Origin of the sequence: Methanosarcina sp. (genome assembly GCF_028693135.1) — an archaeon.
GTDB lineage: Archaea > Halobacteriota > Methanosarcinia > Methanosarcinales > Methanosarcinaceae > Methanosarcina.
This window is the reverse complement of the sequence record NZ_JAQUVZ010000031.1, coordinates 1-24,973: the sequence shown is the minus strand read 5'-3', so window position 1 is coordinate 24,973 and position 24,973 is coordinate 1. Positions and strand designations below refer to the sequence as shown.

Here is a 24,973-nt window from a genome sequence, read left to right as displayed (position 1 = left end):
AAATCAATTGGCAATGCCGAAATAAAATAAGAAAAAGAGTCTTTAGCAGACTCTCGAATTACTGGCTTTCTAAGTTGCCTTCAATGAGGTCTTCCAGGCTGTGTACCATGTAAGGGGCATTGCTCCTGTTGATAAGCTCCTGACAGACTTCAATCGGCTTCCCATCCATTACAATGGCTCCATTTTCGATCAATATCGCCCTGTGGGCAACTTCCCGGACAAAGTCCATGTGGTGGCTCACGAGTACAATGGTAGTGCCGAAGCGTTCATTGATCCTTTTTAATGAATTTGTCACGTCCCTGAGGGTTACGGGGTCGAGGTCCCCGAAAGGTTCGTCGAGCATAAGGTATTCGGGAGAGGTAGCAAGGCTCATGGCAATAAAAGCCCTGACATGTTCTCCTCCGCTTATCTGGTAAGGGGTTTTGTCAAGGACTTCCATTTGCAGGTCAAGGGCTTCAAAGACCGGTCTTGCATAGGCATCGACATCGGTTACCGGAATTACGGGGAAAAGTTCGGAAAAAACCATGTCATTGAGGTCCAGCTCCCTTAGTGCATTAGTCTTTTCCTCTTCAGGCATATCGGGCAGGCGGTAGACAGTATCCAGAGTCTCATCCGAAAGTCCTATTTCCTGGGCTTTATTTCTCGCGTATTCAATTGCACCCTGCTTTTTCATGCTCAACCTGAAGCGGATCTGTTCCCTCACAGTGGAGTTTACGGACATTGAAAATTCCTGGTTCATAACACTCATAATCCGCCTGAGCTCCATGCGCTTCTTGCTGTATCCGGTAACATCTACCCAGTCCCCACTGCATAAATATTCGACAGATCCGCTTTTTGGCGGGACTAGCCCTTCCATCAATTTCATAATGGTTGTCTTTCCAGCTCCAGAAGGACCGATAAATGCCAGGATCTCTCCCCCATAAACATCAAGAGAGAAGTCTTTGATATTGAGGACCTCTCCCATCCGGATAAGAGAATAGCGTTTTGAGATATCCCTTATTTTAATGCAGGCTTCCTTATTCCCGGACTCTGAGAGTTCTTCCCTGGGTTTTAGGTCTCTAAGGAAGTTTTTAAGAACCACGGCGGGTTCTCCATCAGCTGCAATTTTCCCGTTCTCAAGGAATATAAGCCTGTCTGCAAGATAGGCGTGGATTTCAGGAAGGTGGGAGACCACTATAATTGGGATATTCAGTTTCTCTTTCAAGCCCTTTATCACATCAAGGACTTCCTGCTTTGTATCCGGCCCAGTCATTGTTACAGGCTCGTCCAGGAGAAGGACTTTGGGCTTTGCGGCAAGCTGTCGTGCCATTAAAACTCTCTGCTTCTCCCCTCCGCTGAGGAGATTGGTAGAGTGAAGGGCTTTGTGTTCCAGCCCCACAAGTTTCATGTACTCCATCGCCTCGACAAAGAGCTCGTCATAATCTTCAGTCTCGTTGTGCGGAAGAGCTTCATGCCCTATCCGGAGGTAATTCAGTTTCCTTATGATATTTTCTATCGCAGGTCCGTTCCAGAGCCCAAAATTTCGCTGGAGGTGTATTGCGGTTACGCTTTTCAGGAACAGTTCTCCTTCCATCCCTGAATCAGGGGTTACAGTTTCCCCCTCAATTTCTACAGTTCCTTCATCGAAGGACTCAATTCCCCGGATAATTCGGAGCAGGGTCGATTTCCCACTTCCACTTCTACCTGTAATTCCGAGAATCTCTCCGTCCTTCACCGTGAGGTCGATATGGTCCAATACCCTTATTTTTTCGGAACGTACCTCATAATCCTTTACCAGATTGGAAATCCTGATCATAATCATACCTCTTAGTGTTTATTACAAGTTAAAGGGTCCTGCGGGTTTCTGCAGAATTTATATTTGCTGCATGAAAATTTGTCTGCTCTGAACATGCCTTTTTCGGACCCTTTCATATTAACAGAACATTTTGTGTTAACAGGATAATGATACTAAAATAAGAGTCAGATATTACCTTTAAAACTATTTATTACAATCGGCTGACTGTAAATTGATGCTGTTACATATCCCAGAAAGTTAAGCATTAGGATAGTTTCTAAGTATAAAAACGGTTTCAAAAATAAAAAGTTTCGGTATAAGTAAGGGTTGCAGCGAAGTGAAATCCTGTAATGCAGCAGGTATCCCAGGATATATAGACAACGTTTTAGCAGGTAGCGTCAAGGGCAGTTTTAATACATTCTTATAAGAGATCAGGCTTTCTCTGCAGTAAAAAATGTTTTCAGCCTGAAGCTTCAAAGGCTGGTTTTTCCATCTGCGGCATTGAAAACCGTGTAAAAGATATACCTCAAATTTAGAGCCCCGCTCTTTCAACCAGGAGATTTGCTACGTGTTTTGCGTCTTTGAATGGAAAATCATTTTCAGTAATCAGGCTTCTCGCCTCTGCTGCCGTAACCTCAGTACCACCTATCATGCATGTAGTATCCAGACCCTCGGGTAAAGCAGCAATTAATTCCTCCAGCGTGTTGATTGGAAATTTTGCACTTTTGAGGATTTCCAGAATCTGTTCATGGACTTCTTCTCTTACTTCCATATTTTTCCCCCAATTTTGTCCTTTTTCATTTTGCGGGTTTATGATCTAAAGAACCATTATTCCATAATATCTTATTTGGAGTTATTATTATATTCAGAATAGGCATGAAATATCCTCTATTTTCTGTGTGAACCAGATTATTTCCCGGTGTGAACCAGGAGATATTTAGATACAACTTGACAACTCTTGAAGGCATTGTGGAGACCTTTTCCCGGGTCTTAAAAAGCTGCCAGTTTGAAACTAAAAAAGTGTCATATACTGATTTTCAGGGATCATAATGTAAAAATACAGGGTTTGTTTCAAAAGTTTGTTTCAAAATAGAAATGCAGGATATTTTCACTCCGAATCCCTGGAGAAATGAGATTCCGATTGTAAAGATAGCTTATGCTTTCAAAGGCAGGGTATTAAAAAAATAAATCGATATTTAAAAAAGAACAGTTGAATATAAGGAATTTTTATCTGGATTTCTGAAAAGCAGGCAGCACACCTTGAATATCTTTTTTCAGGAATTCATCTTTTTATGGCTGATACAATCTCAGCAACCTTTTCAGTTACGTCCTTTACTTCTTCAACAATCGTGCCGGTGACGATCATGTCCGCACCTGCAGAAGCACAAAGCTTTGCGGTTTTTGCATCTCTGATCCCGCCGCCAACAATAAGTTTGTTTTCTCCGAGGACGTGTTTGACAGCCCCTATCATTTCAGGGTTGACAGGCGTATCGGCTCCGGATCCTGCTTCCAGGTACGTATAATGCATGCCAAGGTATTTGCCTGCAAGAGCATAGACTGCAGCAAGTTCAGGTTTCTTCCTGGGGATCAGTTTTGCGTCCCCTACCCAACCAACAGTGCCTCCGGGTTCGACCACAAGGTATGCCATGGATATTGGCTCAATCTGGCTTTTATATACAAGCGGAGCTCCAAGCACCTGGTTTGTAATCACATACCCCAGGTCTCTGGAATTCAGGAGGCTCATGAAAAATACGGCATCTGCATACATGCTGAGCCCGGCTGAACTTCCAGGGAAAAGGATGGTGGGAACATTTACCTTTTCTTTAATCTTTATTACAGTTTCATCTAATATGGCTCCCGACGCTCCGGTTGAGCCCCCGATAAGGATGGCATCAGTGCCTCCTTCAACTGCTGCAAGAGCAATTTCAGCGGCTCGTTCAGGCTTTTGGGACGCCGGGTCGATAAGGGTAAGATGAACTTTTCCGTCCTGTTCAATAATCTTTTGAAGGTGTGTTTCCACCTGCAAAAAAGATCATGCTCCTTTGGATTCCTTAGATTTTACTCGAAGAGCACCGTAGCCACATTTTCTGCAGCGGGTTGCCCGTACGGCATTTCTGGCATTACACTTCATGCAGATTTTTTTGTTTAATAATCTTTCTTCAGCTTCTGGAAAACGACCCATTTTTGTCACCTGCTATTATTTTTTATTATTGATACGGTATATAGCCCGCTTAAAGGATGTTAAGACATATAATGTTTTTCATTAAAAAATTACGCTACCTGCTGAGTTTGTAACCCTTTCTTTTCTTCTATTTTCGTCTCTTCTATTTTCGTCTATTTTCTTCTCTTTCACATGTTCTGATTTATTTATATTCTCAGACTCAAAGTTTATTTATTGGTTCTGTTGTTTATTTCGTACCCTGCAGGCTAAAGTTAACAGATGCGGGACAGTAATGATACTAAACTTATTGACAACAGTGGTATTTTTAATATTGGCAGTTCTGGCAGTAACTGAAATATTAGACTACCGGTTAGCAGGTTTATATGATATTAGTGAAATTGATATTGAAACTTCATATTGCCAGTAATATTTAGGCTAAGGATAATTTAGGCTAAGGATAATTTAGCCTAAAGGATAATTTAGTTTAAGGATATTCAGGAAAAAAATACTAAATTCAGACTATTAAAAAACTAAGAACAATTAAGGCTTAAAGTAGACCCAAAGTAGATCCGGGACTAAATTAAATTCCCGATTCCAGTAAGGTGATTGATGTGGCTATTCATCCTATAGAATACCGGTACGGTACAGCGGAAATGAAGTATGTATGGAGTCAGGAAAACCGACTTGAAAGAATCTTACAGACAGAGGCCGCCCTTGCCCAGGCAGAAGCGGATATGGGACTCATCCCCGCAGAAGCGGCTGAGATAATCTCCAAATGTATTACCTCTGTAAAGGCTGAAAGAGTTGACGAAATCGAAGCCGAAATCCACCACGACATGATGGCTGTGGTTGTTGCGATTTCTGAGCAGTGCAGAGACAATGCAGGAAAGTGGGTCCATTTCGGAGCTACTTCAAACGACATCCTTGACACAGCAACAGCGCTCCAGATAAAGAACGCAATTGATCTCCTGGAAGACAAACTCAAAATCCTGCTCAGGGTTCTGGTAAACCAGGCTGAAGCTCACAAGAACACGGTTTGCTGCGGAAGGACACATGGTCAGATAGGTGTCCCCACAACATATGGACTCCGTTTTGCAATCTGGGCTTCCGAGATTTCAAGGCATCTGGACCGCTTATACGAGCTGGCTCCAAGAGCTACTGTGGGGCAGATGACCGGAGCTGTCGGGACCCAGGCAGCTTTTGGAAAATCCGGAATCCTGATCCAGAAACTCACAATGCAGCACCTCGGAATCGGGACTGTGGATGTCTCAAACCAGATCATCCAGAGGGACAGGCATGCCGAGTTTGTGATGTGGATGGCAAATACTGTTACGACTCTGGACAAGATCGGCATAGAAATCAGGACCCTTCAGCGCAGTGAAATCGCCGAGGTTGAGGAAAGCTTCGGGAAAAAGCAGGTAGGTTCGTCCACCATGCCTCACAAGCGCAACCCTATAAAATCCGAGCAGATCTGCGGGCTTGCACGGATCGTAAGAGCAATGATTGAGCCTGAACTTCTTAACAATACCCTCTGGGACGAAAGGGACCTTACAAATTCTTCCTGTGAACGGGTTGTCTTCCCGGAAGCCTGTGTACTCACAGACCATATTATAAAACTTGGGATCAGTGTGCTTGAGAATCTCAGGTTCTATCCCGAAAATATCCGCAGGAACCTGGAACTGCTAAGAGGCCTGAACATGGGAGAAGCTGTAATGATAGAACTTGCGAAAAGAGGTGTAGGTAGGCAGGAAGCCCATGAACTTGTCCGGAATGCAGCGATGGTAGCCCATGATACCGGGCAGCATTTCAAACAGGTACTTCTGGATACCCCTTCTGTTTCAAGGTACCTTAGTGCAGGAGATATTGAGAACCTCGTAAACCCGGATAAGTATATAGGAACAGCAGTGGAACAGGTCGAAGCGCTCGTTGTAAAACTTCGCGAAGCCTATTCCCTCTGACCTCTTTCTTTCCTTTTTACATTCGTTCTTTTTTACATTCATTCCTTATTCTATCCAGTCAATAAAAAAGTAGGGAGATATACAGAGGTATTTGCCTGTGTTTTCCTTCTGAAAGATGGTATTTATCAGGTAATTTTGTTCGATAAACAACTAGATACCCTGCATAATTATAGGCAATGTTAAATATAAATATTTATATCTGAGAAAATCTATAATCCAATAGAAGATTTTATCAAACGTTTCATCCAAATTGGGTGATTGAGGCATCTAAAAAATAGGCGTTGCGTAACTAAAAATCTATTTGGGCTAGATGTGGTAGATGATTTACGGTGTGAAAGTGGATTAGATGCCTCATTAACTCCTATGTAGAGGTTATTTATAAAATTTGTGCTAGTTGTACCCCTTACCCTTTTTAAATAATTCATTCCCCGATTCCCCCTTTTCGGGATCATCCCCATAGGTTTCAGTTAGGTTGCCTATCATTAAAAATCTCAGCCTTTACAGGCATAATTTTCAAAAATATTTCACAGGGTTTTATGTACAGGATAATTTTATAAGATATTATGTTATGAGTAGTACACCGGATGCCCGGACCCGGATTTATCTAAAACTAAAAAGAGAGAAATTTTTGTAGATATTAAAGCTTTTGAGTTTAAAGCTTTTGAGTTTTCAGGAATTTGGCTTTATTCTGCACAAAATTCACTTCTCATACTAAATAAGATCGCTAACTTGATTTATAATTTAAAAATTGAATATAAAAGATTATATATAATGATTATATATCCTAATCAGCGTTGCTTTAATTGGGTAATGAGGCATCTAAAAAACGGCGTTGCGTAATTAAAAAATCTAATTGGGTTAGATGTGGTAGATAATTTGTGGTGTGAAAGTGGATTAGATGCCTCAATAATTCCTTACGATGAAGTTATTTATATAATTTGTGTTTATTATGCACACAACCACCCAAAACTCTCAATTTGTTAAAAGATTACGTCTCAATTTTACTTTGAATTCACAAACTGACCATTATTTTTCTTGCTTATTCTACTCTTTTTGAGGTTCAAATAGTATTTGTTCCAAACTGAGTCCATATTTAGAGACTGTTTGCCCATTCATATACTGTTTGCCTATTCATAAAACCTTAGCAAGAAACACCTGTGTTTAGGTCAGGGGAGAAATGCGTCAACTTCCACATCCTACTTTATTGAATTAGTTTTTTATTAATGTGAGTCGCACCGTCCTGGAGATCTGTCGAGGTTTAACTTTTTGCCAGCTATGGATTCTCGCTCCAGATAGTTGTTCCAATCTTTAAAAATAATAAGAGTAATGCTGAGCATTGTTTTTAAATATTTTTAACTATATTCGCCCATCGGCATTACTCTCCGTAATGATGTATTGGGAGTTCCAGAATAACTATTTTCTATATTATAAGTACCTGAGTGCTGACTCATTGGCAGTCAGCTTAGTCTTACTCCGGTTGCTCTGGTTTAAAGACCTCCAGATTCTCCCAGTTAAATTTATCAGGTGGGCAGGCTCTGATACATTTCTGGCAATGTGAACCTTCGCATAGGTCGGTGCTTATCATAACCCTGTTTTCCTCGTCAATTGTAATGGCGTCGTTGGGGCAGACTTTTATGCACTTCCTGCACTCGGGGCAGTCGACAACCATTGTCATATAGGTCCCGACTCTTTCGAGTACATAGAGACCTTCTTCACCAAGAACAGGAATATCTCTTTCCACCCGCTTATCTACCACAGGATTGGCTATGGGCTCATCAAGTGAGGGAAGCCCTTTCTTTTTAAGGAATTTTTTAAACATCTTAAAGGGCATTCCTTCTTCCCAGTACGCAAGTTCAAGGACATAGGCATCCCGGAACTCAGGAGCAGTCGCAAACATTGTGTGAGTGCCTATAATCTGGCTTGCGATATCCTGAAGCTCCCACAGCCTTTCTTCCGAAAGTAGGATTTCCTTTGCAACAGCAAGAGAGGTGTTCCCGAGCTGGGCAATATTCCCTGTAGAGTAAGGGATCAAGCCAATTTTCTGGGCTTTTTCCGCATCCATATATGTGCCGGCAGCACCTGCCATATACGCCGTATCAATATCTGTCAGTTCTATGCCTGCAACCGCACAGAGTGTGATATGCCCTGCTCTGATCGCGCCTATGGCTTTTCCGGCTTCTTTGAGGTCTTTTTCCGAAAATGTGATTTTGTTCTGCAGATGAATTAATTGATCCGGGGTTTTGACTTTAGGGAGTTCAACAAGACCGTGCCCAATAGCTTTTTCCAGAAGGGCAATAACCCCAGTACCTGTAATTCCCCTGGCTTTGATCTTTCCCTCTTCCAGAATTTCTCCGGTTTTGGGATCCACAAGATCTCCCGGATCGGGTTTCATCTCTTCGTTCAATACGTAATTCCTCAATGCTCCATCCTCAAATTCAAAATCAGAAATTGCATAAGGAGAAGCAAGGGTCCCATATTTTATCTGCTGCCCTTCAAGAGCCGGGCCTGCAGCCGCCGAGCCTGTATAAATAATGTCTTTTACTTTGAGCGCCATCTCGGCATTTGTCCCATAATCAGTTGCAATCGAAATCTCATCGCTGTTAAGCATTCCCGATTTAATTATAAGAGCAAGGGCATCGGCGCCGACTTCATGTTTTATTGCAGGAGGGACAACAACCTCACAGTTAAATTCCTCAAGCCCTGAAATTTCGCTGCTGGATATTATTCTCGCATTCCTGTTCTGTTCCTGTATATTATACTTCTTTTTCTTCCGTTCCCCTGCATAAGCCAGGTCTTCAATACTGATTCCCTGAAAAATAGATAACTGGATAGGGTTTCCGCAGATTGAAATTCTGTCAAGTTCTCCGCTTTTAACATCAAGGGTCTGGAAAAGGGTCTTTACCGCATTTACGGAAAGCCCATGCGCAAGATCCTGCCCGTAGTGAATTGCGAAGTCCATGTGATCCATCACATTCGCTCCGGGAAGAGGATTTCTCAATGTTATTACTGTCCTTTTAATTTCCTGGGTATCAAGGTCAATCTTCTGAGCCCGATACCCACTTGTTCCCAGGTCAATTGCAACTCCATATCTCATAAAAACTCCCCTCTCTTAGTTATTTTGTCGGGTGTTTTAACATACTGAAAGCCGTTTGGAATATTATGCACCTATTTTATGTATCTATTACTTTGAAAAACGACGTATAAATAAATAAGGCGTTTTATTCATTACAATATATATTTCTAAGTCGGGCCAGCATTCTCAAGAACCTTTTTTTGATTTTTAAAAATAGCTTTTAAAAGTAGAATTAAAATCGGATTCGGTAAAAAAATCTTCAGCCCATTGGTTTTCCTCAGATGTATTCTTTTTCAAAAAATACTTTTCATGATATGTTTATTTGTTTTTCCCGGGCGCAGCATGTGTTAATAAAAGGGGATTTAAAATAGATATCGGAAGGGATAGTTTTATAAGTGACTAATGTCTTTGTATAGCTGATGAGCTAGTTCGGGTAGCCCGGCGTTACCTGTAACCCGAAATCGCCGATATGCGGGGAACGAAGCCAAAGGAAGATGCGTCAAAGAGATTCCAGCCTGAAGTCTCAACTGAGAAGCCCCGTCCTGCTTGGATAGTGCAGGTATGTGGACTTGCTGGAAAACAGGTTCTCATACCCTAACCGTGGAAACCGGTCGAGGCCCGGAAGGGAGCAGACTCACCATGGGCAACCGTCGCTTGTGGGGTCGCGGGGTGGAGAAGAGATATCAGCCTACTGAAGTCTCTGAGGTACAACGACCTACGGTGTGCTCATCACTAAGCACATCATTTAATAGTTTTTGAGAAATTGGCTTTGTAACTTAACTGCAATTTTCCAGGAGAACCAATTTATTTAAAGTATTTTTCTCCGGAAAAGGTTATATATATGAAATGCGTTTTAGGGGACGCGTTTCTAAAGTTCAATATGACGAGATAGCCAAGCCCGGTATGGCGCGGGATTGCTAATCCCGTGATGCCCCGCATCCCGGGGGTTCGAGTCCCCCTCTCGTCGTTTTTTTTATAAATTTTTATCCCTGCACCTTATTTTTCTTAATTTTGTAGATTTGCCTTAATATTCTGTATGTAAATTTTATATAAGAGCTCGTCTTATATTCTGTAAGTAAAAGTTCAGTTTCAGGACATATCTCATCAATATAATAATTTAAGAGTTATAAGGTTGCTATAAATTAAAGAGTTTGAATGAGTTACTGCGTACAAAAATGGATTGAGTCGAGACCATGAGACGGACATCATCGGGAATACCTGAATTTGACGAAAGGATCGGAGGCGGATACCTGCCAGGCAGGGTCCTTCTTATCACCGGAGATACAGGAACTGGCAAGACTACATTTTCCATTCATTTTCTGCATCAGGCATGTGTAGAGGGTAAAAAATGCGTACTTGTTGCAACAGAAGAACTTCCTGAAGATATTCTCGAGTTATCTGAAATGATGGGCATCGGACTTACCAAATATTATGAATCAGGTCAGTTGGCCATCGAAAAGGCTTTTCAAAGCCGTTCCGAGAAAGTCCAGACGTCCAAATTTGGGTTTACTCCTGAAGGTCTGGAGATAGATCTGCCCTCACTTTCAGAGTATGTGCCTGATGGGACTGGGGCTGTAGTTGTCGATAATATCGGAGTTTTTACTCTTCGCCTCTCTCTTCAGGATTTCAGGGACCAGTTTGATGCTCTAACCTTCCTCCTGAGCACAAAGGCAGGTTGCACGTCCATGTTCATCATGGACGATACTGCATTAAAGACGAACAATAACCTTGCAGAATACTCGGTAAGCAGCTGTCTCCGGCTTATGGTAGACGAAAACCCCTATACAGGGAATATTGAGCGCTACATAAAGATTCCTAAAATGCGAAGGACATACATCAGTCTGAATCCTATCAGGTTTGAAATAACTTTATCAGGGATTAAACTCCTTTGAAAAATCTACATTACATCAAATCTTATTGTTTTTTCCTTTTTATCTTATCATTTATTTACTTCATTTTCATTCATTACTTCTTTTCATTCATTACGCCTTATTCCCTTCTTCTTTATTGACCTTCATCTCTTTTGATTTTCTGTGATTTTTAAAACATCATTTTTGTGTTTCGAACTGGAAACGAGTACTTATACAAAATATATTAGTAGTTAAAACATTACAATCTAAATATAATTTTTTGCACATACAATCAAGTAATGAAAAGATTAATACTGTTGAACTCCATTTAGTATATGATTAATAAATGAAAATTCCAGTAATTTCCCTTTTATTCGTATACTCTTCAAATTGTATGGGTAAAAGAAAATATCACATATTTACTGAAAAGTTAATAAGTTAAACAGGCATGAAAAACAAGCTCAAAAGATACATTAAACTTTAAAATTGTACGACAAAATTATTGTATGATTTTCGGGTGGAAAAATTCTCCCTTGAATTTTAAGAGGGCACTTTTAGTCCTCTAAAAGGAATAAAAACATGCTTTAAAAGAATATACAAAGTATTAAGTAATATAACCAATAATACTAAAAAGTCATTAGCACTTATTAAAAAAATTTAAACTTTTGGTAATACATTATTATACACTGATAAATAACTTTGAGAGGGGAAAAATCCTTGGTGGGGCGAGCTTCTATGGTTTCCAAAAACGAGAAATCTCCGGACGACTCAGAAAAACCAGACAAGAATATGCGTAAAAGCGAGGAAAAAGATGTTCAGGCAGGAAAATCCTGTCTTCTACAGGTACCTGTAAAAAAGACGTCTTCTGGAGATACTCTGAATACAGATAACATTAACAAATTCCAGGCGGATAACAACAACAGGGATATGAAAAATATTATTCAGGCAGCTTCGGGAACTGATAATACAGGAAATGAAAATAAAGAAAACGAGATTATCGACCTTCAGGATATGAAAATCAAGATTGAAAGTCGGAAAACTAAACCTGTGCTCAAAAATGTTCAATTAAATAATTTTTCTCCGGAAACTGAGACGAAACAGAGCATGACAAATAAACTCTTATCGGAAACCCCTCCTTTTGTAGAAGCCGCTGGAACTCAAAAACCCATCGATCCGGAAGAAAGTGGGAATTTTGAACCGAAACCTTCTGTTTATGCAGAAGTAACTCTTAAACCAAAACTTGCTGTTTCTGCAGAAATTGCTCCTGAGAAGAAAGTCGAACTTATTAATGAAACCGAAAAAAAAGGTATTTTCCCTCCTACAGGACCTCATAATGAGAAAAACAGGGATTACGAAGGTGGAGTTGACGAAATAAATAATTCTCCGGAAACAAAAAAGGATAAAAAAGTCAAAAAGTCAAGTAAAACTAAAACAAGTCCCAAAAAAGCAAAAATTAAGAAAAAGGCTGGATTCGCTGAGAATATGAAGGATCTGGGCCGCGACATAGCTGGGATTAAAGAAGGCGAAAAATTAAGTGATAAACTTAAAGAGATATTTAAAGAAGTAAAAACCCCCGAAGGAGCAAAAAAGAAGTTTGCTGAAATCGTCCGGAGTCTGAAGGATGAGGAGATCCGGGTTCTTCCCCCATATGACCCTGAAACCTGCGGCCCGCTTCTTGAATATGAAATTCCTGCAGGATTTATTGAAATCGAGCGCTACTGGGTGGAGGAGCCTTACGCCTTTATCAGCATAATTGAAAACGTGGAGATGAAACATTATTATGCTGTTGAGCCCACCCTCACCACCTATGAAAAAGCCATTCTTGAGAGGATCCGGGACAATCTGGAAGATGTTCTTACCCAGGAAGATATAATGTCCGGACAGGATAAGGACGTCAGTCTCATTAACAGAAGCATGAGGCTTTTTGATCAGTATTATAGTACCCTGGAAGTTTCCTCTATTCACAAAATAATGTATTTCCTAAGGAGAAATTTCATCGGGTACGAAAGGATAAATCCGCTCATTCGGGACCCGAATATTGAAGATATTTCCTGTTCAGGTATTGAGATCCCCATTTACCTCTACCATAGAAAGCACAATAACATCGTAACCAATGTCCATTTTGGGGAAAAGGAACTGGACTCTCTGGTTGTCAAGCTTTGCCAGAGGAGCGGCAAGCATATCTCTATAGGGGAACCGATTGTAGACGCAACTCTTCCGGACGGTTCAAGGATTCAGGCAACCCTTGGAAAAGAGATCACAACAAGGGGAAGTTCCTATACTATACGTAAATTCAAAGGGGACCCCATAACCCCGATTGACCTTATCAAATATGGGACCTGCAGCATGGAGATGATGGCTTACTACTGGATTGCCATTGAAAACAACATCAGTGTACTTTTTGCAGGAGGTACTGCTTCGGGCAAGACCTCCCTTATGAACGCTGTTTCTCTTTTCATCCCAAGGCTGGCAAAGGTAGTGTCCATTGAAGATACAAGAGAAATCATGCTCCACCACGACAACTGGATCGCAGGAGCAACCAGGAAATCGTTCACTGTAGGCGGTACCGGAGAGGTGTCCATGTACGAACTCCTGAAAGCCGCCCTCAGGCAGCGCCCGGAATACATCATTGTGGGAGAGGTCCGGGGGATGGAGGCTCTTACCCTTTTCCAGGCAATGTCAACAGGGCACACTACCTATTCGACAATGCATGCAAGCGATGTGCAGACTGTGGTTAACAGGCTTGAAAATGAACCAATCAATGTTCCACACGTGATGATGCAGGCCCTTGGAGTTATCTGTATCCAGATGCAGACATATGTCAATGAAAACAGGGTCCGGAGAACCAAATCAATTGTAGAAATTACAGGGCTTGATGCAAGGACAGGAAGTCTCAGGATCAATGATTTTTACCGCTGGGAGCCGGTGCATGACACCTACAAGCGGGCGGGGGATTCCTATGTGCTCAATGAGATTATGAAAGCAAGGGGCTGGAACCCTGATAAGCTCTTTATTGAGTTTAAAAACCGAGAACAGATCCTTGCCTACCTGACAGCAAAACAGATCCGTGATTATGTTAGTGTTTCCCTAGTAGTACATATGTATGCCACAAACCCTCAGCTTGTAATGGAAGCGATTGGAAACGATACCTTGTGGGATATGTTACTGCACCGCATTTAATGGGGGTATCCATGAACGCTATAAATACCCTGGCATTCAGGATCTTCGGAGAAAAAATCCTTGAGAAGGAAGAAAAATTTTCCCTGTTAAGGGTAAAGCTTCGCCAAGCCCAGATTCCCCTGCCTGTGGAACAGTTTGTCTCAACTGCAATTTTATTTTCCCTGCTTGCAGGAGTCTTCGGCGGGCTTTCAGGTTTACTGATAGGAGCATTGATTTTCAGAGGCCTAACCCCAGAAATTATTGTTTCGACATTTGGCATTTCGGATAGGGTAACCAGGGCATTTGATATTCCTGCATTTATCGGAGAGCACCTTCCCTTCATCTTTACGATTATAGGGGCCCTCTTCTTCTTCTCGATGATCGGAGCCCTTACCTACGGGCTTATTATGGCTTACCCGTCCATGAAATCTGATAGCAGGAAGCGAGCTATCAATGCAACAATGCCCCATGCGACAGCTTATCTCTATGTTATGCAGAGGGGCGGGGGCATGACTATCTTTGAAATCATGAAGTCGATTTCGAAGTACCCCCACATCTACGGGACAACCTCAAGGGAATTCGGATACATTATAAGGGACATAGAATATTTTGGAAAAGACCTTCAGGATGCCCTATGGGACGCAGCCGACAGGACGCCGTCCGAACAGTTCAAAGACCTTATAGACGGCCTGATTTCAGTAGTATCCAGTGGAGGAGACGTTACCCTTTACCTGAAAAATAAGACTGACGTCTATAAAGCCAATGCAAATAAGGAACAAAAGCATTTCCTTGAGACCCTCGGGCTCCTTGCAGAGGTTTATATTACGGTATTCGTTGTGGCTCCTCTGTTCCTGATGGTTATCCTCGTTGTCATGAATATGATCGATAATGGGGGACCTACCCAACTCTATCTTCTGGTATATGGGGTAATTCCCTTCGGGACAATGATCTTCCTGGTCTTCCTGGATATGCTTACAGGAGATGTGGAAAAGCTGCCAAAGGAGATAATCTCCAAAATTAAGCAGGATTCTTTCAGTGATGTCAGGGTAAAGCCAGTAACAGAAAAAGATGAGGAACTGCTTCAGAAGATGGAGTTTTATGAAAATGTGTCCAGGGTCAAAAGTGTGCTTCTGCACCCTATAAGAACTATGCGTAACAATCCACCATCCGTTTTTATAATAAGTGCTCCCATTGCGCTTGGGTACTTTGTTTCTTCTTTCGTGAAACACATGCCTTACTATGGAGGATTTGTTGAAACTGCATCCACCCTTGACGACTATGTCTATGTAACCATTCTTATCCTTTTCATTCCTTACATCATTTTCCACGAACTTGAAATTCGGAGGGTCAAGCAGATTGAGGACCAGATCCCGGAGTTCCTTAAAAGGCTTGCAAGTATAAACGGGACAGGGATTCTACTTGCCGATGCCATTGGTATTACAGCTCAGTCAAATATGGGCAGGCTGAAATCCGAAATCAAATCTACAGTTGCGGATATCCGCTGGAACTCAAACCTCGTAGAAGCCTTGAAACGTTTTGAAGCCAGGGTACGGACTAACATGACCCGGAGAAGCCTGTCCCTTATAGCCAAAGCAAGCGAATCCACAGGGAATATCCACCAGGTTATCAGTACAGTTGCAGATGATGCCGATATTGAGAAAAGCCTTAAAAAAGAGCGTGCTGCAGAGATGTTTATCTATGTCTTCATCATCTTTGTGACATTCTGCGTCTTCCTGATCATAGTATATGTGCTTGCTGCGTTCTTCCTCCCTGCCCTTGACGGTTCCAGCAATCCGGCAATGTCCATGGGAGGCTTTAATTTGAAAGAGTATACCCTCCTCTTCTTCCATGCAGCTCTTCTGCAGGGCTTTGGATCAGGGCTGGTTGCAGGAAAAATGGGTTCGGGAAATCTATCTTCAGGGCTCAAGCAGTCCCTTGCAATGATGACGGTGTCCTACTTGCTGTTCATCGTGTTTATCTGAAACCCGGGATTCCGGCTTTATCCATCAGGATAGTTCAAATCCGGAATTCTCATTTTCCTTTTTTAACCTGATTTCCTGTAGATTTCTTTTCATTTACATTTCGATATTCCGTATTCTCATATTAAGATCCTATCCTCTGTTTAAATCTGGAATTCTCGTCAATCCAATTTATTTTTAACGATAAACATCTAATTTTGAAAAACATGGCAGAAAATACAGCAGCGAAGAAAATCCTTCTTTCCGTGCTCATCCTTGCAGTTGCCCTTTCTTCCTTTTATGTCCTGGAATTCAAGGCGGCACGGAGTGAGACCCGAGCTAACTCCGTCGTAAGTGCCTACTCCACAGGCAACCCCCAGATTGACTTTCCGGGCAGGATCTACCTCTACGTTGAGGGTGAAGATTCCATCTCGAAATCCCTCAGGGAAAGCCTCGAATCGGAACTGGAAAAAGCAGACATGAAAGTATCAGTCACCGATGCAGTTGAAGAAAAGTATGATTCTCAAACCCTCCTGGTGAATGTCAGTAAACACGACGGACTCTATACTCCTGTTTACGCTTCTTCGGACCTGAATATCCTGTTCTTCTATACCTCTACGGGAGAAGACACAAAATATTTTGAACAATTCAAAGAAGGAAATGTAACTGTAGCCTTTGTGAACACGGGCTTCCGAGAAGGGGAAAAGTTGATACGCGGGAATATGGAATTGCAGGATTCCACAACAGGGATTGTGTCTTTAAAAGCTTACAGGAAGCATCTGGCTGAAGAAACTGCGAAGAAAACCGTAGAGCAGCTTCAACAGCAAATCAGTGTTCTTCCCTAAGGTCTAATTTTCAGGTCGGTTTTTAGTAGGGGTATTGCTCAAGTCTAAAAGATGCAAAATTAGTGAATAAATTTTACAGGGGCAGTTCACTTCAGCATCTTACACCAGATGTTCATATCCTCAAATCCCATTTCGATCCTGCAATTGTTTACAAGCCTGCCTGTGTAGGCATAACCATGAGAAGCAAATGCTGCGTTGATGCCAGGAGACGAAGCCCTGCAGAGGGTATAGGAGATCAGAAAGTTTCGTTCAAAAAGTTCTTTTTCCAGGGCTGTGATAAGCTCTTTTATCAGCCCTTTTCCCCTTTCAGAAGAAATAGTCAAACAGTCGGTGATTTCAGCACTCCCGGTTTCGAGGTCCATTTCTGCCGAGGCAAGACTCACGATTTTCCCTTGTTTTTCCACAAGGAGGTAAAGAACATCGGAATCCATGGTTTTGAGCAGGTAGCTTTCCATGTGTAGGGGAGTGGGATAAAAATGAAATCCCTGGCTGTAAAGGGCTGCCATTGCGGAGGCATCCGCCTGGACTGCAGGTCTAAGCGTGTACTTTTCTGGAAGCCGGATTTTCTCTTTTTGTAGTTTCCAGCTCCCTTTTTTCCTGGAATCTCCTGATTTTTGCAGGATTTTTTCAGTTCCTTTACCCTTCCTCAGGCAATTTTTGATTACCTGGTCTTCTTTTTCCTTATTGGAGGAAACTCCTCTGGAATTTATAGGGTAGCTTGAGAAAATATGGCAGTCTTTTCCGGCATAGTATCCCCTGATGATCCCTTCCTCAGCATATCCGCAGATTTCAAGCTCATGCCCTTTTTCCGGAGGGGTGTATACGATTATTTTTCCCATGTCTTCTGCTTCGGCAAGGGCTTCGATGGTTCCGGAGATTTCTTCAAAAAACCCGGAGAAATTCATGACTTTTAATCTTCTATTGTAGTAATCAATTACAAGTTCCGCCTTTGCCCCGGGCAGTTTCAGCTCTGCTTTTTTCCAGTAGTCAGGAAGTTCTTCTTTAATCTCAAGCGTTAAGGGAACGTTTTTTTCCGCAGTAACTCCTCCTTAAGTTTTCAAACATATTTTTTGCTTTAGGAACACCGGTTTTTCCTGATATTTTCCCTTCAAAAACGCTGTTTTCTTTCAAGGCCTTCGGGTTCGAGAGATATGATATCATTTTCTTCGTCGTAGAGTTTTGCAAGGCCCATATCACTTTTAAGCCCGGGGTGCTTATCGCAGATTGAACATTTTTGCGGGCACACCGCGGAGTAATCTGCAGGTTCCGAGTACATACAGATCACTCCTTCGTAATTCCGGAGGGTGACTCCATTATCCGAATTTGAGATAAGGTAATTGGGTCCGACCGGGATTTTACCTCCCCCGCCCGGGGCGTCAACCACAAAAGTAGGAACAGCAAGCCCCGAGGTGTGTCCCCTGAGCATCTCTATGATCTCTATGCCCCTTGCAACCGATGTCCTGAAATGTTCCAGCCCGAAGGAAAGGTCGCACTGGTAGAGATAGTATGGTCTGGTCTTTATCCTGAGGAGCTCGTGGCAGAGTTTTTTGATTATCGTCGGGCAGTCGTTTACTCCTCTGAGAAGTACAGACTGGTTGCCCAGGGGAATTCCGGCACGAGAAAGCATATTCATAGCCTTTTTAGCTTCGGGGGTGATCTCTTTTGGGTGGTTGAAGTGGGTGTTGAGCCAGACCGACGGGTATTTCCCAAGGATTTCGCACAGTTCAGGGGTTATGCGCTGGGGCAGGGTTACGGGAGCCCTTGTGCCGATCCTTACGATCTCCACATGGGGAATGTCAAAAAGTTCCCTTAAGAGCCAGTCCAGCCTCTCATCAGAAACAAGCAAGGCGTCTCCACCCGAAAGTAGAACATCCCTTACTTCAGGATGTTCCCTGACGTACTCGATCCCCTCCCTGATTACCTTTTCAGAATAGTCATACTCCCTGTTGCCGACCCTTCTCTTGCGGGTGCAGTGCCTGCAGTACATCCCACAGCGGTTTGAGATCAGAAAAAGTACTCTGTCCGGGTACCTGTGAGTTATACAGCTCCCCTCTGAGGGAGAGTCACTGTCCTCGCAGAGAGGGTCTTCAAGTTCCCCGGAAGATTTTTGAAGCTCAGCTGAAATGGGCACAGCCTGCATCCGGATGGGACATCCAGGATCTGCCGGATCAATAAGAGAAGCATAATAAGGAGATATCGCCATGGGAAAAACTTCAAGAGCTTTTTTTATGTCTTCTTTTTCAGGCTCCGAGAGCGAAATCAGTTTTTCAAGCTCTTCCACGGTCGTAATTCTGTGCTTGTATTGCCATTTCCAGTCTGAAAATTCTTCATTAGATGCGTTAAAACAGTTTTTAATTTTAGATATCACTTTCAACCCTCGTGAAAGCTGGAAGAAAAATGAAGGGACAACTGTCCAGAATATAGTAAATGGAATCCTGTTTAGTAAATAAGATCCTGTCTTTTCCAGCTCATTTGAAGAAAAATACGCCTTAAATTGGTAAGCTTTAAGATTTAATACATATATTAAATACTTTTTGTCTAAAGAAGTTTTAATAATTCTCCTTTTCTAAAAATAATTCCTGATAATCTCTTTTTATTCAATGCCGTTACTGATTTTGCCCTGTGCCGTCCTTTTATAATCATTTACAACTACATTTCTTCTGGGATTCACTATTTTGCCCCTTTGGAGGGGAGTATATGCGCATAAAAAGGAAGAAGATCAATTGTTTCTGTTTTGAGAAGTTTTAAGGAAATAATAATGCAGTTAAAGAGGAATAAAGGCGACAATATCATATTGACTTTTTAAAATGAGTTATTTCAAGGTTTAAGGGTCAAAAAAAATTTTAATGCACCGTAAATCCATTTTTATCCTTATTTTTCCAACTGCACTTCGCATAAATTCTTTTGTTGCCTGGGGTTTCCCTTATTTGTGCTTGATCTTAACCCCTATTTCAAAAAAGCAATTATCTTCATCTCGTTGCCGGATCCACCCCATCCGCTTTGTGATAGGCATTTCAGGATTTTATTCATTCTATTGCAGTCACCCATTTCCGTAAAATTGTGCCTCAGGACCCCTTTATTTTGTTTCAAGATGCCTGGATATGGTTTCAAATTCCCTGAACCCCTCCTCAAAGTTTCCAACCAATTTCTCAGAATAGTTATATATTGCTGCTTCTTCTCAAAAGGGGTCGCGGCACCAATGCCATTTATATTATTTGATAACTCAATTTCTATTGATGGAATCGTCACTTCTTGGAGACCTCTTGATTATCTTTGGAATTTCTATTCCGGTGGTTTTTATATTCTCCAGGCTAAAAATCGCCCCACTCGTGGGTTTTTTGCTCGCTGGAATCCTTGCAGGACCTTTTGGCTTCGGTTTGATTCAGGAAGGAGAGAATATAAAACTCCTCGCTGAAATAGGAGTCGTGCTCCTGCTTTTTACAATCGGAATAGAGTTTTCCCTGCGTGATCTTCTCAAACTAAAACGCATTGTGCTTTTGGGAGGAGGGCTGCAGCTTTCCATTACCAGTCTTCTAGTCGCTTTTATTTTCCTCGGGCTGGGCGATTCCTGGGAGTCCTCGGTCTTTATGGGGCTTCTGGTGGCACTCAGCAGCACTGCCATCGTCCTCAAACTGCTGCAGGAAAGAGGAGAGATGTACAGTGCTCACGGGAGAATAGCGCTTGGCATCCTTATTTTCCAGGACGTGGCTGCTGTGGTAATTATCCTCCTGACCCCACTCCTTGCAGGAGTCCCGGGGACAGAAACGGCTTTTTTCCAACTTATGCTCCAGGGTCTGGGACTTGTCCTGTTTACCCTTATCAGCGCCAGGTATATAGTCCCTTTTCTTATGTACCAGATCGCCCAGACCCGAAACAGTGAACTTTTCCTCCTGAGTGTAGTAGTAATTGGGCTTTCCGTTGCCTGGCTAACTTCCATGACTGGCCTGTCTCTGGCTCTTGGGGCATTTCTTGCTGGCCTGATCATTTCAGAGTCCGAGTATGCAACCCAGGCCCTTGGTAACGTAATCCCTTTCAGAGACATGTTTGTAAGCATCTTTTTTGTCTCCATAGGGCTGCTACTTGACCTGGATATATTAAGGGAACATCTCGTTCTGATTTTTGCTGCCACCTTTGCGGTGCTGTTCCTGAAGGCTGTGGTAAATGCCCTGAGCACTTTCCTCATAGGTTTTCCTCTGCATACAATGGTCCTGGTCGGCCTTTCCCTTTCCCAGGTAGGGGAATTTTCCCTTATTCTTGCGAACGTAGGTTTTGCAAACGGGCTGGTCTCATCAGTAGTCTATCAGGAGTTCTTGAACGTGGCAGTGCTTTCAATGGTGCTTACCCCTTTCATCATGGGCATGGGGCATCAAGCTGCGGCTTTTGCCCAGGAGCTTTCCCTTCCTCAGGTGCTGAAATCCGGCTGGTACAACGGGCTTGTGGAGCACAGCCTGGAAAAAGAGCTTGAAAACCACCTGGTAATAATAGGTTATGGAGTCAATGGAAGAAATGTTGCGATCGCTGCCCGGGCAGCTTCGATTCCCTACAGTATAATCGACATCAACCCGGATACCGTAAGGAAGGAAAAGGCAAAAGGAGAGCACATTATGTACGGGGACGCAGCCCAGAAAGCCGTACTGGAACATGCGGGCATCAGGGATGCAAAATCAGTTGTTGTGACTGCAGGCGACCCTGTAAGTGCAAAGCGGATCATTGAAGCGGCAAGGAGGCTAAACCCGGAGGTCCACATTATTGCAAGAACCCACTTCCTGAGCGAACTCGACCGGTTTTATGCTATCGGCGCTGATGAGGTCATCTCGGACGAGTTTGAAAGCTCTATAGAACTCTTTTCCCGGGTACTCAACAGGTACATGGTCCCGGAAAACGAGATTGAGACAGTGGGTGATCAACTCAGAGCTGACCATTACAGGATGCTTCGCAACCCTGAAATTCGCCGGAGAAGTGTCTGTGAAATTTCCCTTGACTTTTCCGATGTAGAAATCCGAAGCGTACGAGTAGGAAAGCAGTCAGAAGCTGCAGGACAAACTCTAGGGGGCCTCCAGATCCGGAAAAAATATAGAGTTTCTGTACTTGCAATTTCCAGGAAACACAGGCTTATTTATGATCTGGGAGCTGAGACAGAACTTAATCCCAATGATATCCTGCTTATAATAAGCCCCCAGGAAAGGCTTGAAGAATTTAGAGAACTTTTTGAAGATCGGATGTGAGATATTTTTTATCGCGAATACTTTATCTTCCTGTATAGTCCCGTCTTCCGTATAAGGGAACTAAAAATTAATTATTTTTATAATATGCAAGGAGTAAATCCACGGTTACCAATATATTTGCTGTAGTATTCTTGCGAACTTAGTTCAAACAGGTGTACTACTACAGGAAATCAGAAAAAGTACAAAGAGGGTAATACAAAATATAATTTCAGTATATCTTAAAAAATTATCCTCCATAGATTTAATAGTGTTTTCATCTAATATAAATTATTTCCACAGTTGTGGTTAGAAAGAGAGAAACAGGATGAAACAGGATGAAACCCTGCAGAAATGTATGCAAAATAGAAAAGAGATTGAGAGAGATTAGAAATGTCCTGGAAAATATCAATTATTATTGATAGACTGTTGAGCAGGTGTGAACTACCCCCACCTGTCGCTTCGCTCCGAGAAAGGGGACTTCTCGATGTGCCTCTGCGATCCCCAAGTTAACCTCACTTGGCACTGTGTTCCAGATTAAGATTAACCGGCTGAAATTCCAATCAGGCACGGACTAAGAGGATAAACCTCTTCTTCAAACCTCTTCTTCAAACCTCTTCTTCAAACCTCTTCTTCAAACCTCTTCTTCAAACCTCTTCTTCAAACCTCTTCTTCAAACCTCTTCTTCAAACCTCTTCTTCAAACCTCTTCTTCAAACCTCTTCTTCAAACCTATTTTTCAAACCTATTTTTCAAACCATTTTTCAGATTTATTCTATTCACTCCGAAATCTATAAGTAATGTAACCTATATTCTACTTAATGTAAAATAAACATTACATATTGTATATAAATATTGACTATATGTCTTTAAAAGCATACTCTAAGCTGAAGTTGAAAGAATGAAAGTGGTGACAATTATAACTGAAAAATATATGAGGAAGTTTTTCAGATGAAACGAAAGGAATTTAAAATGATTTATCTACTGATCACGATGATCATGGGGATTGTTGTAGGTTTTTCAGTCTCTATAGGAAATCCGGCGCTTGCAGTAGGTGTTGTCCTTGCAGGCATGGCGGCTATGTACAATTTAAAGAGCAGGCTAGAAGATGTAGTCGAAGATGAAAGGATTCACCAGGTTAGCCAGAAGGCTTCGCGCGTTACTCTCCAGATAGTGGCTTCAGGTCTTGCCCTTGGAGGTGCTGTCCTGATAGCCATGAGGAATACCTATCCCGGACATACGGACCTTGGTTTCTTCATGGCATACGCAAGCTGCGGTGTCCTTGTGCTTTACACCCTGTTTTACAGGTTTTACAACAGGGAATATGGGGGCTGGGATGAAGAATAATATTAAAGTTTACAGGGCAATTCATGACCTTACCCAGGAAAGTCTTGCTGAAAAGGTGGGGGTAACAAGGCAGACGATAAACGCTATTGAAAAAGGAAAATATGACCCTTCCCTTGATCTTGCGTTCAAGCTTTCCAGACTTTTTAACACAAGCATTGAAGATATTTTTCTCTACGAGAGCGGCAAGAATTGAGAGTTGCCATGAAAAAGGTTTATTACATTAATTTATTTACTGAATAACAGACCCACATAATTCAGGGGAACTTTACCGAATGGAAAAGAGCTATTTGAGGGGTTAATCTGAGAATAGAAGCATATAAATCTTTTTTTATACGTTGGAATACTGGCTTCTGAAGAGATGAAGTAAAAAGTATTTTTATATGTATTACTTGAATTTTCATTCTGTTTTTCGTAAAAGCAGACTTTGTAATATTTTTTCCAACTAAACTTAGCTTTCCCCGGCTCCTCCGCGCAAATAAACCTGAAGTAAAAAACCATATAATTATGATCTTATTTATATTAAAACCGTTGCCGGTAAAGAATTGAGGTTTAAGTACACAAGCTAATTTACTTAAATGGAATTTAAAGCCACCGCACCCGGAAAATCAATATTAATTTATAAATAAATTAATAAGGAATGAGCAATTAGTTAAACAAAGATGTCTGTTTCTAAGATATCGGTTTGAAAACCGGTATAGTAAATTAATGGTAGACAGGTAACAGGCAAACAAACAAAAACAGCCTATCAAAAATAAGAAGACCAGCGGGAGTAAAAATATGATGCAATCTTTTATAGTGGAGCATTACCTCGACAGTAACGTAGATGTTTACTGCGGCGGGCCAGATATCTTCAAAGGAATCATAAAAGCCTGTGCAGATAATGTCCTCACCCTCGATAATGAAGGAAAACTTACACACATAGCCATTGATAAGATTATAGCTATGTGGGCTCAGTAAGCTCAAATATTATATTTCAAACTCAGTATAAAGGGGACAACCGGGGGCAGAGAATGGGCGTTACTGATCCTTTTCTAAACCTTGTTACAGCTGGATAACTCTCTGGACTGATGAATGAAATTAAGCTTATTATTCTTCATACAGGGAATAAAAACTGATTCTATTCAGCAGGACCAAAATTAGATAAATGGGAAATACCCTGAGGTGCAAAATGCAGTCTTTTATAGTGGAACACCATCTCGACGAAGTTATAGACGTCTACTGCGGGGGGCCTGATGTTTTTAACGGAAAGGTGAAAGCCTGCGCAGACAATGTACTCACTCTTGAAAACGGAGGAAAATACACGCACATAGCAATTGATAAGATCATAGCTATCTGGCGTGCGTAATAGGTAAAAGAGTGTAATCAGATCAGTTTTTTTGAATGAAGAACTGTAAAATAAAATAAATTGAATTGGAGAAGTTCCCAAGTGTGGCACTTCATCCTTTTCCATCACTTTTGTACAAAAAGCTGAAACTGTTTTATCAGCAACAGCCCTCCGTAGAGTTTTGCATAGCTAAATACTTTTTATTACTATGGGAGCGCAGAGGGTCACGAATACCCTGACCTTTAGGTCGGGGATGAAGTGAACCCTCGCTGGCTGTTTTGTATTCGCTTAAACTGTATAAATCATCGTTTTTTTGTAAAATAA

The 24,973-nt window shown here is 41.9% G+C and carries 18 protein-coding genes, 1 tRNA gene and 1 other RNA gene; 12 read left to right on the top strand and 8 right to left on the bottom strand.

What is annotated here, in order from left to right:
• Positions 1-58: 58 nt before the first annotated feature.
• The 4 genes from PHF18_RS12835 to PHF18_RS12820 all read right to left on the bottom strand — a co-directional run bounded on the left by PHF18_RS12835 (position 59) and on the right by PHF18_RS12820 (position 3,956).
• Positions 59-1,795 carry an ABC transporter ATP-binding protein gene (locus PHF18_RS12835; protein ID WP_300103459.1) on the bottom strand — a complete coding sequence of 579 codons (1,737 nt, stop codon included), beginning with the start codon at positions 1,793-1,795 and terminating at the stop codon, positions 59-61.
• Positions 1,796-2,306: 511 nt separating this feature from the next.
• Positions 2,307-2,546, bottom strand: coding sequence for an MTH865 family protein (locus PHF18_RS12830; RefSeq protein ID WP_300103457.1), 240 nt, complete (start codon positions 2,544-2,546; stop codon positions 2,307-2,309).
• Positions 2,547-3,056: 510 nt separating this feature from the next.
• Complete coding sequence (locus PHF18_RS12825; protein ID WP_300103455.1) at positions 3,057-3,800, bottom strand: geranylgeranylglyceryl/heptaprenylglyceryl phosphate synthase; 744 nt, start codon at positions 3,798-3,800, stop codon at positions 3,057-3,059.
• 6 nt (positions 3,801-3,806) lie between these two features.
• Positions 3,807-3,956 (bottom strand): 50S ribosomal protein L40e, encoded by a 150-nt coding sequence (locus PHF18_RS12820; RefSeq protein ID WP_300103453.1) that lies wholly within the window; start codon positions 3,954-3,956, stop codon positions 3,807-3,809.
• Positions 3,957-4,546: 590 nt separating this feature from the next.
• Between PHF18_RS12820 and purB the strand changes: the two genes are divergently transcribed.
• Positions 4,547-5,893, top strand: coding sequence for an adenylosuccinate lyase (gene purB, locus PHF18_RS12815; RefSeq protein ID WP_300103451.1), 1,347 nt, complete (start codon positions 4,547-4,549; stop codon positions 5,891-5,893).
• 1,468 nt (positions 5,894-7,361) lie between these two features.
• Here purB and PHF18_RS12810 read toward each other — a convergent pair.
• Positions 7,362-8,987, bottom strand: coding sequence for a methylamine methyltransferase corrinoid protein reductive activase (locus PHF18_RS12810; RefSeq protein ID WP_300103449.1), 1,626 nt, complete (start codon positions 8,985-8,987; stop codon positions 7,362-7,364).
• Positions 8,988-9,383: 396 nt separating this feature from the next.
• Here PHF18_RS12810 and ffs point away from each other — a divergent pair.
• The 6 genes from ffs to PHF18_RS12780 all read left to right on the top strand — a co-directional run bounded on the left by ffs (position 9,384) and on the right by PHF18_RS12780 (position 16,778).
• Positions 9,384-9,698: signal recognition particle sRNA (ffs, locus tag PHF18_RS12805), an RNA gene on the top strand.
• 150 nt (positions 9,699-9,848) lie between these two features.
• A tRNA-Ser gene (locus PHF18_RS12800) sits at positions 9,849-9,933 on the top strand.
• A gap of 226 nt (positions 9,934-10,159) precedes the next feature.
• Positions 10,160-10,858, top strand: coding sequence for an RAD55 family ATPase (locus PHF18_RS12795; protein ID WP_300103447.1), 699 nt, complete (start codon positions 10,160-10,162; stop codon positions 10,856-10,858).
• Positions 10,859-11,551: 693 nt separating this feature from the next.
• Positions 11,552-13,996 (top strand): type II/IV secretion system ATPase subunit, encoded by a 2,445-nt coding sequence (locus PHF18_RS12790; RefSeq protein WP_300103445.1) that lies wholly within the window; start codon positions 11,552-11,554, stop codon positions 13,994-13,996.
• Positions 13,997-14,007: 11 nt separating this feature from the next.
• Positions 14,008-15,957 carry a type II secretion system F family protein gene (locus PHF18_RS12785; protein WP_300103443.1) on the top strand — a complete coding sequence of 650 codons (1,950 nt, stop codon included), beginning with the start codon at positions 14,008-14,010 and terminating at the stop codon, positions 15,955-15,957.
• Positions 15,958-16,160: 203 nt separating this feature from the next.
• Positions 16,161-16,778: a hypothetical protein gene (locus tag PHF18_RS12780; protein ID WP_300103441.1), complete on the top strand. Its 618-nt coding sequence runs from the start codon at positions 16,161-16,163 to the stop codon at positions 16,776-16,778.
• 86 nt (positions 16,779-16,864) lie between these two features.
• Here PHF18_RS12780 and ablB read toward each other — a convergent pair whose 3' ends face one another.
• From ablB to ablA, 3 genes are all read right to left on the bottom strand, one after another.
• Entirely contained in the window at positions 16,865-17,713 is an 849-nt protein-coding gene (gene ablB / locus PHF18_RS12775) for a putative beta-lysine N-acetyltransferase (RefSeq protein WP_300103482.1), read from the bottom strand.
• A gap of 73 nt (positions 17,714-17,786) precedes the next feature.
• Positions 17,787-17,909 (bottom strand): hypothetical protein, encoded by a 123-nt coding sequence (locus PHF18_RS12770; protein ID WP_300103439.1) that lies wholly within the window; start codon positions 17,907-17,909, stop codon positions 17,787-17,789.
• Entirely contained in the window at positions 17,887-19,146 is a 1,260-nt protein-coding gene (gene ablA, locus PHF18_RS12765; protein WP_300103438.1) for a lysine 2,3-aminomutase, read from the bottom strand. The genes PHF18_RS12770 and ablA overlap by 23 nt, the downstream gene beginning before the upstream one ends.
• An 868-nt stretch (positions 19,147-20,014) precedes the next feature.
• Here ablA and PHF18_RS12760 point away from each other — a divergent pair.
• The 5 genes from PHF18_RS12760 to PHF18_RS12740 all read left to right on the top strand — a co-directional run bounded on the left by PHF18_RS12760 (position 20,015) and on the right by PHF18_RS12740 (position 24,670).
• The gene (locus tag PHF18_RS12760) at positions 20,015-22,003 is read left to right on the top strand and encodes a cation:proton antiporter (RefSeq protein WP_300103437.1); all 1,989 of its coding nucleotides are present in this window, start codon (positions 20,015-20,017) and stop codon (positions 22,001-22,003) included.
• 926 nt (positions 22,004-22,929) lie between these two features.
• Complete coding sequence (locus PHF18_RS12755) at positions 22,930-23,325, top strand: DUF2178 domain-containing protein (protein ID WP_300103436.1); 396 nt, start codon at positions 22,930-22,932, stop codon at positions 23,323-23,325.
• Positions 23,315-23,518 (top strand): helix-turn-helix transcriptional regulator, encoded by a 204-nt coding sequence (locus PHF18_RS12750; RefSeq protein ID WP_300103435.1) that lies wholly within the window; start codon positions 23,315-23,317, stop codon positions 23,516-23,518. Before PHF18_RS12755 ends, PHF18_RS12750 begins: the two co-directional genes overlap by 11 nt.
• A gap of 584 nt (positions 23,519-24,102) precedes the next feature.
• Positions 24,103-24,282, top strand: coding sequence for an MM0924 family protein (locus PHF18_RS12745; protein WP_300103433.1), 180 nt, complete (start codon positions 24,103-24,105; stop codon positions 24,280-24,282).
• Positions 24,283-24,493: 211 nt separating this feature from the next.
• The gene (locus tag PHF18_RS12740; protein WP_300103431.1) at positions 24,494-24,670 is read left to right on the top strand and encodes an MM0924 family protein; all 177 of its coding nucleotides are present in this window, start codon (positions 24,494-24,496) and stop codon (positions 24,668-24,670) included.
• Positions 24,671-24,973: the final 303 nt, after the last annotated feature.